The organism is Amycolatopsis sp. La24, from assembly GCF_029087445.1.
In the GTDB taxonomy this organism is placed as follows: Bacteria; Actinomycetota; Actinomycetes; order Mycobacteriales; family Pseudonocardiaceae; genus Amycolatopsis; species Amycolatopsis nivea.
Window position 1 is genome coordinate 198706 of sequence record NZ_JARACH010000002.1, and the last position, 16651, is coordinate 215356.

Sequence of the window (16651 nt, forward strand, 5' to 3'; positions counted from 1 at the left end):
TGAATACTGTAGCGCTGATCGCGCCGTGCTGCGCGGGTGCTGATTCAGGAAGACGCGTAGTCGTGGGCGTAGGTTTTCGCGTCCAGCAGGTGTTTGAGCGTGATCTCGCGCGCCGCGGCCGCGTCCGACCGGCTGATGGCGTCGAGGATCGCGCGGTGCTCGGCCACGGCCTTGCGGATCTGCCCAGGAAGCCGCAGAGCGGCCCGGCGTTCCTCGCCGACCAGCGCGAGCACCGAACGGAGCAGGTCCGCGACGTCGTCATTGCCCGCATTGCCCGCGATCACCCGATGGAACTCGGCGTCCGTCGCGATGACACGCAGCATGTCCCCAGCCGCCGCGGCCTCCTCCATCTCCGCGACGTTGTCCGCGAGCCGCTGCACGACGCGCGGCGTGTGCTGCGTCGCGAGCCGCTCGGCGAGGGTGGGTTCGACGGTCGCGCGGAGGTCGAACAACTTCTCCACCAGCTGCTCGTGCTCGGAAAACCAGCTGCTCAGCGGGCTTTCCGCAGTGCCCTGCTCGCGGACGTAAGTGCCTGACCCGGCGCGGATCTGGACATACCCGATCGAATCCAGGACCCGCAACGCCTGCCGCAACGACCCGCGGCTGATGCCGAGCTGCTCGCACAGCGCGCGTTCCGCGGGCAGGCGCGAGCCCGGCGGGAGCTCGCCCGAGTCGATCATCGTGCGCAGATGGTCGACCGTGGCGCTCCAGACCTGCTCGGATTCGTGGGCCACGCCGCCCATCCTGGCAGCTGACGACCCGAGCCGCGCGAAATTGTCGGTGGCGGGTGTCACGATCTTTGGCGGGAAAGGGAGGGACCATGACCGCGAAGTTCAAGGATCTGGCACTGGACGCACTCGACCACCAGGCACAAGCCGACTGGTGGTGTTCGACGCTCGGCTACGTCCGCCGAAGCCCGCCCGGAGAGAGCCCGCCGGACTGGCCGGTCGCGATCGTTGCCCCGGCCGGGGAGGGGCCGTTGCTCTGGCTGAACCCGGTGCCGGAGCGCAAGACGGTGAAGAACCGGATGCACCTGGACGTGTGGGGAGATCCGGCCGAGCTGAGTGCCGCCGGAGCACGGATGGTGGCGGAGCGAGGCGAGGACCGGGAGTGGTGGGTGATGGCGGATCCGGAGGGGAATGAGTTTTGCGTTTTTGAGCGGCCTGACGATCGCCGGGCTTAGAAGGGGTCACCGGCTCGGTCATAGCTCTTCTGGCGTCAACCTGGTAGCCGATCCTCAGCAGACGGGAGCAGCAACGGACATACTTGCGTCTGGAGCATACCGCTCTCCAGAGCCGTTTTATGGCAGTATCTGCCTGGTGGCAAAGAGGGTGAAGAGCGAAGGCTTCCGTCGACTCTTGCCCGCGATTATCGCGGCACTGGGGGCAGTCGCTGCTGCGTCGGCTGGGTTCCATGAGAGACCCAATCTCTTCCAACTTCTCAGCACCTTGCTCGCAGCGTGTATAGCGGCGCAGCTCTCGCGCGACACCGCTATTAAAAAGTCTCGTGCCTTGACGTTTTCAGTGGGACAGGCGTGTCGAGTTGACATGTCGTGCGCTCGGGCTCACGCCTTGGCTTCGCGAGGAAGCCACGTCTCCTAGCTCGCGGTCGGGTGGATGCGAGTTTGATCGTCTGCGCGGCAGGTGGGCGAATCGCTGCTCGTGAGGGCCGGCACGCCCCATCAATGCGCTGGTGCAGCGTGTTTGGTCCGCTTTGTCGTCGCTCATCGGTGAGGCAGCCAAGGTGGCTTTCGGCGGTCCCGTCAAGTGTCTGACCGGACACATCGCGTCGCCGGGTGTCGGGGGTGCTGCTTAGGGTCAGCGGGTGAGTGCTTTATGACCTGGTGGCATGCCGTCGTCATCTTCATTGCCGGGATGTGGGCCGGGACGATCAACACCGTCGTCGGTTCCGGGACGCTCGTGACCTTTCCGGTGCTCGTCGCGCTGGGGTATCCGCCGGTGACGGCTACGACGTCCAACGCGGTCGGGCTCGCGCCGGGGACGATCAGCGGGGCCTATGGCTACCGGCATGAGCTGGTCGGCTACTGGCCGCAGGTGGTGCGGTTCGCGGTCGCCTCGTTCTTCGGGGCTATCGGCGGCACCATTCTCCTGCTGACGCTGCCCAAGGACGCCTTCGAGAAGATCGTTCCGGTGCTCGTCGGGCTCGCCGTCGTGCTCGTGATCGTTCAGCCGAAGGTGTCGAAGTGGGTGCAGAAGCGCCGCGAGGCCAACGGGCGCGAGCATCACGCCGGGCCGTTGTTGTTCGGGCTGCTGTTCGTCATCGGCATCTACGGCGGTTACTTCACCGCCGCGCAGGGCGTGATGATGATGGCCGTCATGGGCATGCTGCTGTCCGAACCGCTGCAGCGGCTCAACGGCGTCAAGAACGTGCTGTCCGCGGTCGTGAACATCGTCGCCGGCACGATTTACGCGTTCGTCGCCCCGGTGAGCTGGCCGGTGATCGGGCTGCTCGCGCTCGGGTCCACGATCGGCGGGCAGCTCGGGGCCAGGATCGGCCGCAAGCTGCCGCCCACCGTGTTGCGCGGCGTGATCGTCGTGATCGGGCTCGCCGCGGTCGTGCAGCTGGTGCTCAAATAGCGCGGAATTCCTTGGCCGCGGCCAGGAACAGGTCGTTCTCCTCCGGCGTCCCGATCGTCACGCGCGCGCCCTCGCCGGGGAACGGGCGCACGACCAGTTTCCGGTCCAGCATGTGCTCCGCGAAGGCCGCGGTGGCGTCGCCGAGCGGGAACCACACGAAGTTCGCCTGGGTCGGCGGGATCTCGTAGCCCATCTCCAGCAACGCGTCCCGCACGCGGGTGCGTTCGGAGATGATTTCCTGGCACCGGGCGAGCAGTTCGTCCTCCGCGTCGAGCGACGCGATCGCGGCCACCTGCGCGATGCTGTTCACCGAGAACGCCACGTACACCTGCTGCAGCGCCTGCGCGATCGGCTCCGGAGCCACCGCGTAACCGACCCGCAGCCCGGCGAGCCCGTACGCCTTCGAGAACGTGCGCAGCACCGCCACATTGCTGTGCGTCCGCGTGAACTCGACGCCGTCCGGCACCTCGGGGTCGGTGACGAATTCCTTGTATGCCTCGTCCAGCACCACGAGCACGTGCGGCGGCACCGCTTCGAGGAACCGCTCGATCTCGTTCCGGTGCAGCACGGTGCCGGTCGGGTTGTTGGGGTTGCAGACGAACACCAGCTTCGTGCGGTCGGTGATCCGCGCCAGCATCGCGTCGAGGTCCAGCCCGTGCTCCGGCGTCAGCGGAACCTTCACGCCCGTCGCGAGCGCCACCTGGACCACGATCGGGTAGGCCTCGAACGACCGCCAGCCGAACAGCACCTCGTCGCCGGGACCGCACAGCGCCTGGATCATCTGCTGGCACAGCGAAACCGAACCGCAGCCGATCGCGAGGCGTTCGGCAGGCACGTCCAGCCGCCGCGAAAGCCGCTCGCGCAAAGCCTGGGAACCGTTGTCCGGGTAGCGGTTCACTCCGGTGACCGCAGCCGTGATCGCCGCCTGGACGCTCGGCAGCGGACCGCCGGGCACCTCATTGCTCGCGAGCTTGACGGCCCCTTCGATCGTCCGGCCAGGGACGTACTTCGGCAACGAATCGAGGTCAGGGCGGGGGGCGAGGGACGGCATCGTCGGAACTCCTCGGTTTTCACGGGACGACGGGGTCACCGTATCTCGCCCCGGCGGATCCGGAAAGGTTCCCAATGTTCACCCAGAGGTGATTGCATGAGGCGATGACGTCGACGACCACCGTGGATCACCAGCGTACCGACGGCAGCACCCTCCGCCTCACCTTCGCCGAACCCGACGGCGCTCTTCGCGGCGGCCTGGTGGTCCTGCACGAGGGCGACGGGGTCACCGACGGCGTCCTGCTGCTGGTCAAAAGCCTTGCCGGCGAAGGCTGGCTCACCGTCACCCCGCACATCGAATCCGGCGAAAAGCTCACCCAGCGCGACCTGCTCGACGCCACCGACCGCACGCTCGAGTGGCTCACCGACCGCGGCGTCGAGGCTGACCTGCGCGGCGTCGTCGGCTTCGACCTCGGCGGCACGGCGGCGCTGGTAGTCGCCTCGCACCGCAAGTTCGGCGCGGCGGTGAGCGTCGGCGGCCAGGCGGTGGCGGAACTGCCGAAGCTGCTGGAAATTGCCGGACGCGTGACCAGTCCGTGGCTCGGCATGTACGGCGATGCCGGGGACGAGGCGGGCGAGGCCGAGGTGGAGCAGCTGCGCGAGGCCGCGGCGTCGGCCAAAGTCGCGACGAACGTCGTGCACTATCCGGGTGCCAACCACCGCTTCGACGCCGATCCCAGCGCGGCGGAAGAGGCTTGGCAGCGCACCCTCGACTGGTTCAACGCGCACCTCCGCTGATCTTCGGCAGCACCCTTGACGGGTCGCTGCGCACTCGCATAACGTTCCGATCCGGATCGAAACGTTAACGCGAGAGGAACCACCTGTGAAAGCGGTGCTTGTCGAACCCCAGCAGCGACTCGTCCTGGCCGATACCCCTGACCCGGCTCCTGGCCCAGGGCAAGCCGCCGTCGAGGTCGAGGCCATCGGCGTCGGCTACTTCGACATCATGAATCTGCGGAATGGCGCCACCTCAGTGCCGGGTGTCGAGGTCGTCGGCCGGGTGCGGGACGGGCGGAGAGTGCTGGCGCTGGTCCTTTCCGGCGGCTACGCCGAGCAGGTCGTCGCCGACGCGGACCAGCTGTACCCCGTGCCCGAAAACCTCGATCCGGCCGACGCGGTCGCTCTCGGCGTGAACGCGATGGTCGCCGAGAGCGCGGTGCATCGGGCTGGGGTGGCACCTGGCGAACGGGTGCTCGTCCGCGGCGCGAGCGGCGGGATCGGCGTGCTCGCGACCCAGATCGCCCACGCTCGCGGTGCCGAGGTCACCGCAGTGACGTCCTCGGCGGAGTACGGCGAACGGCTCCGTACTCTCGGTGCCGCGAAAATCGTCGACCGCACCCGCGAGCGTCCTGAGGAGACTTACGACCTCATCATCGACACCGCGGCTGGCCCGCAGGTCCGGGAGCATCTGGAACTGTTGCGCCCCAACGGTCGCTATGTCCTTTGTGGAGGAACCGCGGGTGTCCCGGAACCGGAAGCGTTCGAGCCGCTGATGCGCGATTTCCACAAGTCGCCGACGTTGTTCGCGTTCAGCCTGACCTCGGTGTCGTCGGCAGACCGTCGGAAGTCGTGGGACCGCGTCCTCGAGCTCGTGGAAGACGGTCAGCTCGCCGCCGTGCGCGACCAAACGTTCCCGCTCGCCGATGCCGCGGCTGCCCTCCAGCACGTGGAGCAGGGGAAATCGTTCGGTAAGGTCGTGCTGCTCAACGGATAGCGGGAGAATTCATGGCGCGCCAACGCGACGAGCGGATCGACCACGCCGTGCTGGTCGCGGTGTGCGAACTGGTCCGGGAATCCGGCTATTCGGCGCTGACCATGGAGGCCATCGCCCAGCGCGCGGGCACCACCAAACCCGCCATCCGGCGTCGGTGGAAGAGCCAGAAGCACGTGGTGGTCGCCGCGCTGGCGGAGGCGCGCACCGGAGTCGCGGAGATCGACACCGGGTGCACCTGCTGCGATCTCGTCGGCCACCTCGACGCACTCCGGATCGGCCTGGAGGACCCGGTCTTCGGCCGCGTCCTCCCGGCGCTGGCCGTCGACCTGGCGGACGACCCGGAGCTGCGGGAGGACTTCCTGACCTCGTTCTGGGCCCCGCGCCGGGAGGCCTGCGTCGTTTCCCTGCGCAAGGCCGAGGAGCGCGGGGACCTCCGGCCCGGCCAGGACGTCGACCTGCTGCTGGACCTGTTCGCCGCCCCTGTCGTGTTCCGCGCGCTGTTCGGGCACCAGGACCTGACCCGCGAGTTCGTCCTTGACGTCGTCCGCGCGCTGCTGTCCGGGGTGGGCACGGTCGAAAAAGGACTTTGCGCGCATGCCGGGGTTAGCATCGGCGAGTGACCGAGAACGCCGCTGTTCCCGAGGTGCTTTGGCGACCCGACCCGAACCGGGTCGCTGACTCGAAGATCGAGGCCTTCCGCCGATGGCTGCGCGAGCAGCGCGGCGCCGACCTGGCCGATTACGCCGACCTGTGGCATTACTCGGTCGAGCACGTTCCGGAGTTCTGGACCGCGGTGGCGGAGTTCTTCGGCGTGCGCTGGCACGAACAGCCGCGGGAAATCCTGTCCGGCGCGATGCCGGACGCGAAATGGTTCGACGGCGGCACGCTCAACTACGCCGAGCACTCGCTGAGCCCGGGCACCGGCGGGGCCACGAAGGGCGACGACGAACTCGCGGTGATTTTCCATCGCGAGGACGGGCTCGCCGAGCAATTCACCTACGGCGACCTCCGCGCGCACGTCGCCGCCGCGCGCGCCGCGTTGCGTGCTTTCGGTGTCGGCAAAGGAGATCGCGTCGTCGCGCTCGCGCCGAACTGCCCGCAGACGCTCATCGCTTTCCTCGCCACCGCCAGCCTCGGCGCGATCTGGTCGTCGTGTTCCCCGGACTTCGGGATCCGCGCGATCGCCGACCGGTTCACCCAGATCGAGCCGAAGGTGCTCATCGCGGTGAACGGATATGCTTACAACGGACGGAAATTCGACATCCGGGACACCGTTCAGCAGCTGCGCGACCAGATTCCGTCGATCGAAGCCACCGTTTTGGTGAAATACCTGGGCGACGGGACGCTGGACGGCGTCATCGACTGGAACGCGATGCTCGCCGAGCACGCGGGCGGCGAGCTGGCGTACGAGCCGGTGGACTTCGCGCATCCCTTGTGGATCCTGTATTCCTCGGGCACGACCGGGCTCCCGAAGGGGATCGTGCAAGGCCACGGCGGCATCGTTGTCGAACACTTCAAGGCGCTGGGCCTGCAGAGCGGGCTCGAGCCGGGGGACCGGTTCTTCTGGTTCACCACCACCGGCTGGATGATGTGGAACTTCATCGCCTCCGGGCTTCTCGTCGGGGCCACGATCGTGCTGTACGACGGCAGTCCCGGCCATCCGGACCTGAACGCGCTGTGGCATCTGGCCGAACAGCACCGCGTCACGTATTTCGGCACGTCCGCGCCGTTCATCCAGAGCTGCCTCAAGGCGGGTCTCGCCCCGGCCGAACGCTACGACCTCAGCGCGCTGCGCGTGGTCGGCTCGACCGGTTCGCCGTTGTCCTCCGAGGGTTTCCGCTGGATCGCCGACGCGATCGGCCGGGATGTGCAGATCTGCTCGGTCTCCGGCGGCACCGACCTGTGCGCGGCGATCGTCGCGGCCGCGCCGGACGTGCCGGTGTGGCTCGGCGAACTGTCCTGCCGCGCGCTCGGCGTGGCCGCGGCGGCGTTCGACGACCACGGCGAGCCGGTGGTCGAGGAGGTCGGCGAGCTGGTGATCACCGAACCGATGCCGTCGATGCCGGTCTCGTTCTGGAACGACCCGGACGGTTCCCGGCTGCGCGAGGCGTACTTCGACACATACCCGGGTATCTGGAGGCATGGCGACTGGGTCAAGATCACGCGCCGCGGTTCGGCGGTGGTCTACGGCCGCAGCGATTCGACGCTCAACCGCGGCGGCGTCCGGATGGGCACCGCCGAGTTCTACCGGGTCGCGGAAGGGTTCGCCACGGTCGCCGACTCGCTCGTCATCGACACGTCGGCGGCGGGCAACGACGACGGGCAGCTGCTGTGTTTTCTGGTACTCGCGCCGGGCGCGAAGCTCGAAGAGGTAGAGCCTGACCTGCGGAAAGAGATTCGCGGTGCGCTGTCGCCACGACACGTACCCGATCGGTTCCTGGTCGTTTCCGAGATTCCCCGTACGTTGAACGGTAAGAAGTGCGAAGTACCAGTGAAGCGGATTCTCTCCGGAGTCGCGCCGGAGAGGGCGGTGAGCACGGACGCGCTGGCCAACCCGGCCGCGCTGGCCCCCTTTGTGGAGCTCGCCGCGGAGTGAACGCGCCAACGGGGGGAAGCATGGCAGGGCCGTGCGTGTTGCACGCGTGGTGACGGGGACACGCGCGCAGCACACTTGGCAGGCGGCAGGCGTCACGTCGGTCGTCGCGATCACGTGGGTGACCAGGCTGGCCGGGCTGCTGGCGATCGTGTCCACGGTCGTCCCCGTGGGCCGCGACGTGCGCGGGCACGTCGCCAAATGGCTGGAACTGCCGAGCGAAGCGACCACCGCGGCGGCCGCTGTGGCACTGGTCACCGGTGTGTTGCTGATCATGCTCGCGGCCGGGCTCCGGCGCCGCAAACGCCGCGCTTGGCAGCTGGCGGTCGGCTTCGCCGCGCTGCTGGCGCTGTCCCACCTCGGGCTGCGGCACGTTTTCGGCGCCGGCGTGGTGTCGATGGTGCTGCTCGCCGGGCTTCTCGGCACGCGGCGGTACTTCATCGCCCGCCCGGACCCGACCGTCGGCCGCTGGCGCGCGCTGCGGGTCCTGCTGCAACTGGTGCTGGCCGGGTTCGTGCTCAACTTCGCGCTGCTGTCGGTCGCGCCCGCCCGGATGCTCGACCCGCTGAGCTTCGCCGACCGGCTGTCCCAGTCCGCGCTCGCGCTCACCGGCGTCAGCGGGCCCGCGGTGTTCCACGAGATGTGGTTCGAGGACCTGTCCGCGTCGATCGGGCTGATCTTCAGCATCACCGGCGTGCTGGTGTCGGCGTACTTCCTGCTGCGCTCGGCCGAACCCGCGCCGGAGCTGTCCGACGACGAACTCGCGCGGCTGCACGAGTTGCTGAAGCAGCACGGGGAACGGGATTCGCTCGGCTACTTCGCGCTGCGCCGCGACAAGTTCGCGGTCTTCTCCAAGACCGGCAAGGCGGCCGTCACGTTCCGCGTGATCGCCGGCGTCGCGCTGACCTCGGCCGATCCGCTCGGCGACCACGAGGCCTGGCCCGGCGCGATCGAGGAGTACCTGGACATCTGCCAGCGCAACGCCTGGGTGCCCGCCGCGATGGGCGCGTCCGAACTGGGCGCGACGGTGTGGGCCCGGTTCGGCCTGGAGGTACTGGAAATCGGCGACGAGGCGGTCGTCGACACCCAGACGTTCACACTGGAAGGCCGCGTGATGCGCGGCGTACGGCAGGCGGCGTCGCGGACGAAGCGGGCCGGTTACAAGGTCCTGGTGCGCCGGGCCGAAGACCTGCGTCCGGGCGAGCTGCCCGAACTGGTGCACCTGGCCGCCACCTGGCGCGGCACCGAAACCGAACGCGGGTTCTCGATGGCGCTGGGCCGCATGGGCGACCCGGGTTCGGTGATCGTCACCGCGGAACAGGGCGGACGCGTCCGAGGCGTGCTGCAGTTCGTGCCGTGGGGCGAGCGAGGCCTGTCGCTGGACGTGATGCGCCGCGACCGCACCGTCGACAACGGCGTGAACGAGCTGATGATCTCGGAGCTGCTGCTGTACTCCCGCGAGCACGACATCGACCACGTGTCGCTGAACTTCGCCGCCTTCCGCGCCCTGATGGAACAGGGCCAGCGCATCGGCGCGGGCCCGGTCGCGCGCCTTTCGGCGAAAGTCCTGCACTTCTTCTCGCGCTGGATCCAGATCGAAAGCCTCTACCGGTTCAACGCCAAGTTCCAGCCCCGGTGGGTCCCGCGGTATCTCGTCTACCCCGGCGTCGGATCCCTCCCGCGCGTCGGCATCGCCACCTTCGAAGCCGAGGGCCTCGGCGGCCGTTCTCCCTGGTTGCGGCGGGTGCTGCAGCGTTGAGGGGGGTGCCTTCCGGAGGGGCTGGAGGGGTGTGTAACCTATCTGAGCAGTGGTCGTTAGGACCCAGGAGGCTTCGCCTAGTCTGGTCTATGGCGCCGCACTGCTAATGCGGTTGGGGGTAACCCCCCCTCCCGGGTTCAAATCCCGGAGCCTCCGCTGGTGCCTGTTTCGGCAGGTGCTAGGTTAACAACTGAACACGCGCCCGTAGCTCAGCTGGATAGAGCATCTGACTACGGATCAGAAGGTCAGGGGTTCGAATCCCTTCGGGCGCACTGTCTGGTCGAGACAGTAAAACCAGGTCAGGGGCCTTGTTCCACTCGTGGAGCGAGGCCCCTGACCTGTTTCTCGCGACAGGGCGTTTCACAATTTCTCACTCCCGGACTCCCGGATTCCGCCGCGGCAGTCCAGCTCGCCCGGTTCGATACGCTTGCCGCCGCAACGCATTCGCGGAGGGACGGCCGTGGGCTTTCTGACACCGATGTACGAGCTGGGCGAGTACCTCACCTGGACGCGGACCGGCGAGATCCAGTTGCCGGACTTCCAGCGCGGCTACAAATGGGAAGACGAACGGATCCGGCAACTGCTGGTGACCGTGCTGCGCGGGCATCCGCTCGGCGCGGTGATGCTGCTCAAGACCGGGAACGCCTTGGTCCGGTTCAAGCCGCGGGCGATCGAGGGGGTCGACCTGCCGCCGGGCACCGAGGCGAAATTCCTGTTGCTGGACGGCCAGCAGCGGTTGACCTCGCTGACCCAGGCGCTGAGCGGTGACGGTGCCGTGGCCACCAAGGACAGCCGCGGGAAACTGTTGAACCGGCGCTACCTGGTCCACATGGCGACCGCGTTGAGCGACAGCAATCGGGTCGACGAGGCCATTGTCAGCATTCCGGTCGACGGCGTGATCCGCTCGAACTTCGGCAAGGACGTCGTCCTCGACCTGAGCGATCACGACAAACAGCGCGACCAGGGCTTCTTCCCGCTGCACCTGCTGTACGGCGACTACATGAGCTGGCTGCTCGAACTGGGCGACCGGGACCTGGGCAAACAGTTCCACGAGCGGTACATCAAGCCTGCGGCCACCTACGACATCCCGGCGATCGTCCTTGACGAGAGCACCGACAAGGCTGCGGTCGCGACTGTTTTCGAGAAGGTCAACATCGGCGGTCTGCCGCTCAACGTGTTCGAACTGCTCACGGCCGTCTTCGCGGGCGACGCCGACTACTACGAGCGGACCGGCGAGGACTTCCGGTTGAACGACGACTGGAAGGAAACGCAGCTGAAATGGTCGCCGCATCCGGTCCTCGCCGCGGTGGAGAACACCGATTTCCTGCAGGCCGTGACCATGCTGGCCACTCGCAAACGGAATCTGGCCGACGCCTCGGATCGGCCGCCGGCGATCTCGGCGAAGCGCGAGGATGTGCTCAAGCTGACCCTCAAGGACTACATGGAGTGGCGCGAACCCCTCCGCGAAGCCTTCGTGTGGGCCGCGACCTTCCTCGCTGACCGGCACATCTTCGCGCCACGCGATGTGCCCTACCCCAAGCAGTTGGTGCCGCTGGCGGCGATCAAGGTGGTGCTGGGCAAAGACGCGGACCTGGTCGGCGTCAGCGACCGGCTGATCCGCTGGTACTGGTGCGGGGTGTTGGGCGAGCTGTACGGCTCCGCCATCGAAAGCCGGTTCGCACGGGACATCGAGATGGTGCCGACGTGGGCGGTGGACGACGCGAATCCGACACCGCGCACCGTGCTGGACGCGAACTTCACGGAATCCCGGCTGCACTCGCTTCGCACCCGGAACGCAGCCGCCTACAAGGGCATCGCCGCGCTGATCCTGGCAGGCGGTGCCCGGGACTGGATGGAAGACAAGGCGCTCGACAAGATCCAGCACGCGGACCTCGCCGTCGACATCCACCACATCTTCCCCCAGAAATGGTGCAACGAGAACGGCATCGACGACGAGCATCGGGAAAGCATCGTCAACAAGACCACGATCAGCGCCCGGACGAACCGGGTCATCGGTGGGGTGGCGCCTTCCCGGTACCTGGCGACCATCGAGTCCAGGGCGCAGATAGACGCTGCCCGTCTTGACGAACGGCTGGCCACGCACGTGGTGCCGGCCGGGTATCTCCGTGCGGATGACTTCGACGCCTACTTCGCGGCTCGCCGGGAATCGCTGTGCAAGATGGTCGAGGCGGCGATCGGGAAAGCAGTCCAGCGAGACATCGACCAAGGATTCGCGGAAGAGGATTCGGCGCAGTTCGAAGCGGAGGAGCTGGTGGACAGCGGGGTGCCGGAGGGCGAGTGAGCCCGAAACGGCTTACGGCTTCTTCAGCCGAGCCAGCACCGCACGCGTCTGGGTCTGCGCGATCGACGACAGATCATCCATCTTCAGCGGGGCCTCGCCAGGAGCCCGGTGGACGGCGACCTGGATTTCCACCGTCACGTTGCTGTCCTCCACTCCCACGATGTAACTCGCGCCCGGGCCGGTTTCCGTGGTGCTGCCCGCGCGCCAATAGCTGCGCGTGCCGAGTCCGGCGATCGTGCCGGAGGTCCAGCCCTGCGACGGTTTGGTGTTCCACTGCTCGTACGCCGGCGGCCGGTCCAGCGAAGCGAACTCGGCGCGGACGGCGATCCCTGCCTCGTTCGTGGCGACGCCGTCGGTCTTGGACGTGCTGGTGTAGCGGAGGCTGCAGCTCAGGTCGCCGCCGTAGCCGTCGCTTGGCTGGCCTTCCCGGTGGACCGGCGGGATCGGGGTGGCGGACCATTTCGCCAGCGGCTTGGGGTCCAGCAGATCGCAGGCGTTGGAGATCCCGCTCATCGAGTACTTGCCCGGCGGCGCGGTGGGCGAGGCGGTGGTGGACGGGGTCGGGGCGGCGGACGGGGTCGGCTTGGCTTCCGGAGCGGGCGAGCCGCCGCTGAGGGACAGGCCGATCGCGATTCCGACGCCCAGGATCACGACCAGTCCGATCGCGCCCGCCACGATCACTCCCGGCTTGGCGCCCGGCGGTTTCGTCGGCGGGGGATAACCGAATCCCTGGCCGGGCGGCGGATATGGTTGTCCGGCAACGGGATGATTGCCAGGCGAGTGGGTCATCGAATCCCTTTCAGCCCGTTCAACGCCTTCCGGGCCTGTGCTTCGGCGATCGGCTGGACCTCGGCGCGGTGCATCTGCGCGACCTCCCGGGTACGGCTGAAGTTGAGCCGGACGCGGACCGAGACGTTCTGGTCCACTGCGCAGAGGACGTAGCGCGTGTTCGCGACCAGTTCGCCGTAGACCTCGGAGTGCCAGAAGCCCTCGGTGCCGACTCCGGTGATCGGCCCGGATGCCTTGCCTTCGCCAGTCTTGGCCAGGGTGCCGCGTTTCCAGCTCTCATATGACGACGGCGCGGTGCCCTCGGTGAAATCGACGTCGAGGAGGATTTCGGCGGAGTTCAGGAGATCGTCACTGGTGTAGCGGAGCTGGCAGCTCAGACTGCCGGCGTCGTGCTCGCTCGGGCGGACTTCCTTATGCTCGGGCTGGCCCTTGGGCGTGGGCGACCACTTCTTCAACGCGGCGGGATCGACGAGATCGCAAGCATTGGCGACGTTGTTCATCGAATAACCCGGCGCGGCGACCGGCTTCGGCGGCGGATCGGAAGACTGCCCGGCCACGACTCCGACGGCGATCCCGGCACCCAGCACGACCACCAGCGCGGCGATCCCGCCGATGATCCAGCCGGTCCGCCGGGGTTTCGGAGGAGGCGGCGGGTATCCGTAACCGACGGCGGCGAAAGGATTCGTCGGCGGCTCTTCGCGCCCGTTGTCGGTCATCCCCCGCAGCCCTCCGCCCAGCGAACCGGGCGACCCAGCCTGGCTCGGCCCGACTATATCCATCCGCTTCCGCCGAGGCGAGACACTGATCACTCTCGTCCCGGGTCCGATGCAACGCTGTCGTGGCGAGCGGGGACATGGGGTTGTGACGACAGTTTCGGATCAGGGGCGGGGGTGGGGGATGTCGGCCGAGGACGACGTCCCGGACACCCCCGGTGGCGACCAGGAGCTGTGGGCGCGAGCCGCGGCGGGCGACGTCGCGGCGTTCTCGGAGTTGTTCGACCGGCACGTCAGCGCGGTGTGGAACTACGCGTACCGGTTGACCGGGTCCTGGGCCACCGCCGAGGACCTGGCTTCGCTGACCTTCCTCACCGCGTGGCGTCGCCTCGGCGAGGTGACGTTGGTGAACGACAGCGCCCGGCCGTGGCTGTTCACGGTGACCGCCAACCTGGCTCGCCGGGAACAGCGCCGCCTCGGCCGGTTCGCGGCTGCGCTGCCGCGGCTGACACGCACCACCGTCGTGCGCGATCACGCGGAGGACGTGGCCGGTCAGATCGACGCGGACCGACGGCTGAAGGTCGTGCTGACCGCGGTCGCGAAGCTGCCTCGGGCCGAACGACGGGCTGTCGAGCTTTGCCTGCTTGGCGGTTTGTCGACCGCGGAGGGCGCCGCGGTGCTCGGGATCGCCGAACCGAGCGTGCGGGCGCGGATTTCGCGGGCGCGCGCCCGGTTGCGGGAGCTCCTGCGAGACAACGACGTATTGGCTGGGGAGGAGTTCTGATGGCCGACGATCTCAACCTGCCGCCCGAACGGCCGATGCCGGATCTCCTGAAGGAATCCATGTGGAACCGGCTCGTTCCGGAACTGCGCGCACGGCGGCGGCGGAAACTGGGCCTGCCACTGGCGGTCGCCGCGGGAGTCGGCGGGCTGGCTTTGGGCGCGACGCTGGTGTTCTCGCCGGTGCACGATGCCAGTCCGGGCGTGACGCGGGTTCCGGTCGGCGCCAAGCCGGCCGCCAGCGACGCGCGAGTTCTCAAGGCCTGTCTCGACAGCTCACCCTCTTTCGGAGTCGCGTTGTCTGACCCGGGAAGTTGGCGCTCGACGCTCAGGGTCGATCAGGACGCGAATCGGGGTTACCTCGTCATCCGCAATGCTTCGCTCGCGGCGGTCTGCGTTCTCGACCACGGCCAGCGTTCCGACAGCAACGCGGGCCTGATGGTCACCGACAACAGGGACTGGGTGCACGGGCGCGAGAGCTACGCCTTCCTCAGCGCCGCCCGCCCGATCTGCGGATTCAGCAGCGTCGTCAATCCCCGCCAGCCGAGCGTCGTGTTCGGGGTCGCCAGCCCCGACGTGGCCAAAGTGGAGCTGTACGGGCCGGACGACGCGATGACGCCCGCCTTGCTGAAGGACGGCACTTTCGTCGTGAAATTCGTCGAGGGCGATTCTCCGCATGACGATTACAGCCGAAAATTCCGGGTGACTATGCGCGACGGGCAAGTCCGCGACGTTCCGGGGAGATAGCACCGGACCTGTCTTCGCGCGAAGACTGCTGGGGGAAACGTAATAATGGCACTGGGTTTGACGACGCCTCGATCAGGTCAGGCGCGGCCGGTTTCTGTCCGAAGACGGGTGGATTGGCTGCTTCTCGGCGTGGCGGCCGCGTCGACGTTGGTCTTTATTGTGGTGCACGGTCATCTGATCGACGACACCTATATCACCTTGAGCTACGCTCGCAATCTCGCTTTCCATGGAAATTGGGGATTGCTCGCCGACAGCACCTCGAATACGGCAACCTCGCCGCTGAATGTGCTTTCCCTGGCGGCGTTGACGTTCGTGCTGCGGGACGCGGTTCTCGCTGCGGGCGTGTTGTATGTGGCGTGTCAGGTGCTGCTGGTGCTGGCGCTGCGGAGGCTGGGCACGATAACCGGGTTGCCTCGCTGGTTCCCGGTTCTCGCGACCGCCGCGTTGACGGTGAATCCGCTGCTGGTGTCGTCGATCGGCATGGAAGTGCAACTCGGCGCGGCCGGACTTGGCTGGCTGCTGGTCTTTTCAGCGGAGCGGCGGCCGTTCGCGTTCGGGCTGGTGGCTGGTGCGCTGAGCCTCGTCAGGGTCGATCTGCTGCTCTTCGCCGGAGTTATTTTCCTGTTCCGGCGGCGATTCTGGGTCGACGGCCTGCGCAGCGTGCAAGGCGCGGCGCTCGTCGCGGTGCCCTGGTTCGCGTTCAGTTGGGTCGTCTTGGGAGCCGCCGTTCCGGACACGCTGGTCATCAAGACCCTGCAGGGCGCGCGAAAAGCTTGGGGGAAATGGGAATTCGGCAACGGTGTCGGACTGTACTGGCAGAACCTGCCGGGACAAACGGTGCTCGCGTTCTTGTGCGTCGGGTTGGCGGCGCTGGCCGGGTTGCGCTGGCTGGTCCTGGCGTTGCGCGGTGACGCGGCCTGCCGTCGACTGCTCCCGTTCGCCGCGCTCGCGGTGGCCGGAGCGGGGCACAGCCTGGCGTACGTTCAGCTGAAAGTGCCGCCGTACCATTGGTATTACGGCCCCGGAATCGTCGCGGCGACGCTGTTCGTCTGTGCGGTCGTGGCTCGCTCCGCCCACCGAATCGAGCGCGTAGCCGGGACAGCTATCGTCGTGGCTTTGGTCGGTGCCAGTGTGGTCGGCTATGCCGGGGCCGGTCTGCCGCGGGATTTCGCTCCGTTCACGTCCAACTACACCACGAGCGCGCAGTATGCCGAGATCGGCCGTGAAGTGGGCAGGCTGGCAGCTGGGAGAACGGTCGGCACCGCCGACGAGATCGGCGTGTTGGCCTACACCTGCGACTGCGCGATCATCGACGTCTTCTCTGACCGCGGCCGCATGCCGGGGGCGATCGCCGAACTGGAGGCGCGGGCCGGGCATCTGTCGCGTGGGCTGCTCCGGGTGAACTTCGCCTTCTTCGACTACACCGCGCGGCCGCGAAAGCTGGACCTCGCGTTGGAGCGGGTTTGGGGTCCGCCGCCGCCGGATTACCTTGCGCACTGGACGATTTCCGCGCCGCTCTACGGGCGCGCGGAGTTGTACCTGGTCAAGGCGCGCTAACCACGGCCATGGCTCCCGCACCGGAAGCGCGAAGCCGGAGACACCTCCCG

General features: G+C 67.7%; 15 protein-coding genes and 2 tRNA genes. 13 read left to right on the forward strand and 4 right to left on the reverse strand.

The window, feature by feature from the left end:
- Positions 1–44 precede the first annotated feature (44 nt).
- The gene (locus PUT80_RS04550) at positions 45–743 is read right to left on the reverse strand and encodes an FCD domain-containing protein (protein WP_037807218.1); all 699 of its coding nucleotides are present in this window, start codon (positions 741–743) and stop codon (positions 45–47) included.
- Between the two features lie 77 nt (positions 744–820).
- Here PUT80_RS04550 and PUT80_RS04555 point away from each other — a divergent pair, with 77 nt between their 5' ends.
- Both PUT80_RS04555 and PUT80_RS04560 read left to right on the forward strand, forming a co-directional pair.
- Positions 821–1183: a VOC family protein gene (locus PUT80_RS04555; RefSeq protein ID WP_275291189.1), complete on the forward strand. Its 363-nt coding sequence runs from the start codon at positions 821–823 to the stop codon at positions 1181–1183.
- Between the two features lie 652 nt (positions 1184–1835).
- Positions 1836–2597, forward strand: a complete 762-nt coding sequence (locus PUT80_RS04560; protein WP_134663931.1) for a sulfite exporter TauE/SafE family protein — start codon at positions 1836–1838, stop codon at positions 2595–2597.
- Here the strand turns inward: PUT80_RS04560 and hisC are convergent.
- The gene (gene hisC / locus PUT80_RS04565) at positions 2590–3648 is read right to left on the reverse strand and encodes a histidinol-phosphate transaminase (RefSeq protein WP_275291190.1); all 1059 of its coding nucleotides are present in this window, start codon (positions 3646–3648) and stop codon (positions 2590–2592) included. The genes PUT80_RS04560 and hisC overlap by 8 nt on opposite strands.
- A 104-nt stretch (positions 3649–3752) precedes the next feature.
- On the opposite strand from hisC, the gene PUT80_RS04570 reads away from it, so the two are divergent.
- From PUT80_RS04570 to PUT80_RS04605, 8 genes are all read left to right on the forward strand, one after another.
- Complete coding sequence (locus PUT80_RS04570) at positions 3753–4385, forward strand: dienelactone hydrolase family protein (RefSeq protein WP_037807230.1); 633 nt, start codon at positions 3753–3755, stop codon at positions 4383–4385.
- A gap of 85 nt (positions 4386–4470) precedes the next feature.
- Positions 4471–5361, forward strand: coding sequence for a zinc-binding dehydrogenase (locus tag PUT80_RS04575; RefSeq protein ID WP_275291191.1), 891 nt, complete (start codon positions 4471–4473; stop codon positions 5359–5361).
- Positions 5362–5372: 11 nt separating this feature from the next.
- Positions 5373–5981, forward strand: a complete 609-nt coding sequence (locus PUT80_RS04580) for a TetR/AcrR family transcriptional regulator (RefSeq protein ID WP_275291192.1) — start codon at positions 5373–5375, stop codon at positions 5979–5981.
- Positions 5978–7957: an acetoacetate--CoA ligase gene (locus tag PUT80_RS04585; RefSeq protein ID WP_275291193.1), complete on the forward strand. Its 1980-nt coding sequence runs from the start codon at positions 5978–5980 to the stop codon at positions 7955–7957. The genes PUT80_RS04580 and PUT80_RS04585 overlap by 4 nt, the downstream gene beginning before the upstream one ends.
- A 46-nt stretch (positions 7958–8003) precedes the next feature.
- Positions 8004–9713, forward strand: coding sequence for a phosphatidylglycerol lysyltransferase domain-containing protein (locus tag PUT80_RS04590; RefSeq protein ID WP_037807237.1), 1710 nt, complete (start codon positions 8004–8006; stop codon positions 9711–9713).
- A 66-nt stretch (positions 9714–9779) separates the two neighbouring features.
- Positions 9780–9869 (forward strand) — tRNA-Ser (locus PUT80_RS04595).
- Positions 9870–9911: 42 nt separating this feature from the next.
- A tRNA-Arg gene (locus PUT80_RS04600) sits at positions 9912–9985 on the forward strand.
- Between the two features lie 188 nt (positions 9986–10173).
- Positions 10174–12015 carry a DUF262 domain-containing protein gene (locus PUT80_RS04605; RefSeq protein ID WP_275291194.1) on the forward strand — a complete coding sequence of 614 codons (1842 nt, stop codon included), beginning with the start codon at positions 10174–10176 and terminating at the stop codon, positions 12013–12015.
- A gap of 12 nt (positions 12016–12027) precedes the next feature.
- Here the strand turns inward: PUT80_RS04605 and PUT80_RS04610 are convergent, their stop codons facing one another.
- Both PUT80_RS04610 and PUT80_RS04615 read right to left on the reverse strand, forming a co-directional pair.
- Positions 12028–12804 (reverse strand): hypothetical protein, encoded by a 777-nt coding sequence (locus PUT80_RS04610; RefSeq protein WP_275291195.1) that lies wholly within the window; start codon positions 12802–12804, stop codon positions 12028–12030.
- Positions 12801–13520 carry a hypothetical protein gene (locus PUT80_RS04615; protein WP_043837725.1) on the reverse strand — a complete coding sequence of 240 codons (720 nt, stop codon included), beginning with the start codon at positions 13518–13520 and terminating at the stop codon, positions 12801–12803. The genes PUT80_RS04610 and PUT80_RS04615 overlap by 4 nt, the downstream gene beginning before the upstream one ends.
- A gap of 181 nt (positions 13521–13701) precedes the next feature.
- Here PUT80_RS04615 and PUT80_RS04620 point away from each other — a divergent pair, with 181 nt between their 5' ends.
- The 3 genes from PUT80_RS04620 to PUT80_RS04630 all read left to right on the forward strand — a co-directional run bounded on the left by PUT80_RS04620 (position 13702) and on the right by PUT80_RS04630 (position 16601).
- A complete protein-coding gene (locus PUT80_RS04620; protein WP_275291196.1) occupies positions 13702–14301 on the forward strand; it encodes an RNA polymerase sigma factor in 600 nt (199 codons plus the stop codon).
- Positions 14301–15044: a hypothetical protein gene (locus PUT80_RS04625; RefSeq protein ID WP_275291197.1), complete on the forward strand. Its 744-nt coding sequence runs from the start codon at positions 14301–14303 to the stop codon at positions 15042–15044. The genes PUT80_RS04620 and PUT80_RS04625 overlap by 1 nt, the downstream gene beginning before the upstream one ends.
- Positions 15045–15152: 108 nt before the next feature.
- Complete coding sequence (locus PUT80_RS04630) at positions 15153–16601, forward strand: hypothetical protein (protein WP_238603575.1); 1449 nt, start codon at positions 15153–15155, stop codon at positions 16599–16601.
- The last annotated feature ends 50 nt before the right edge of the window (positions 16602–16651 follow it).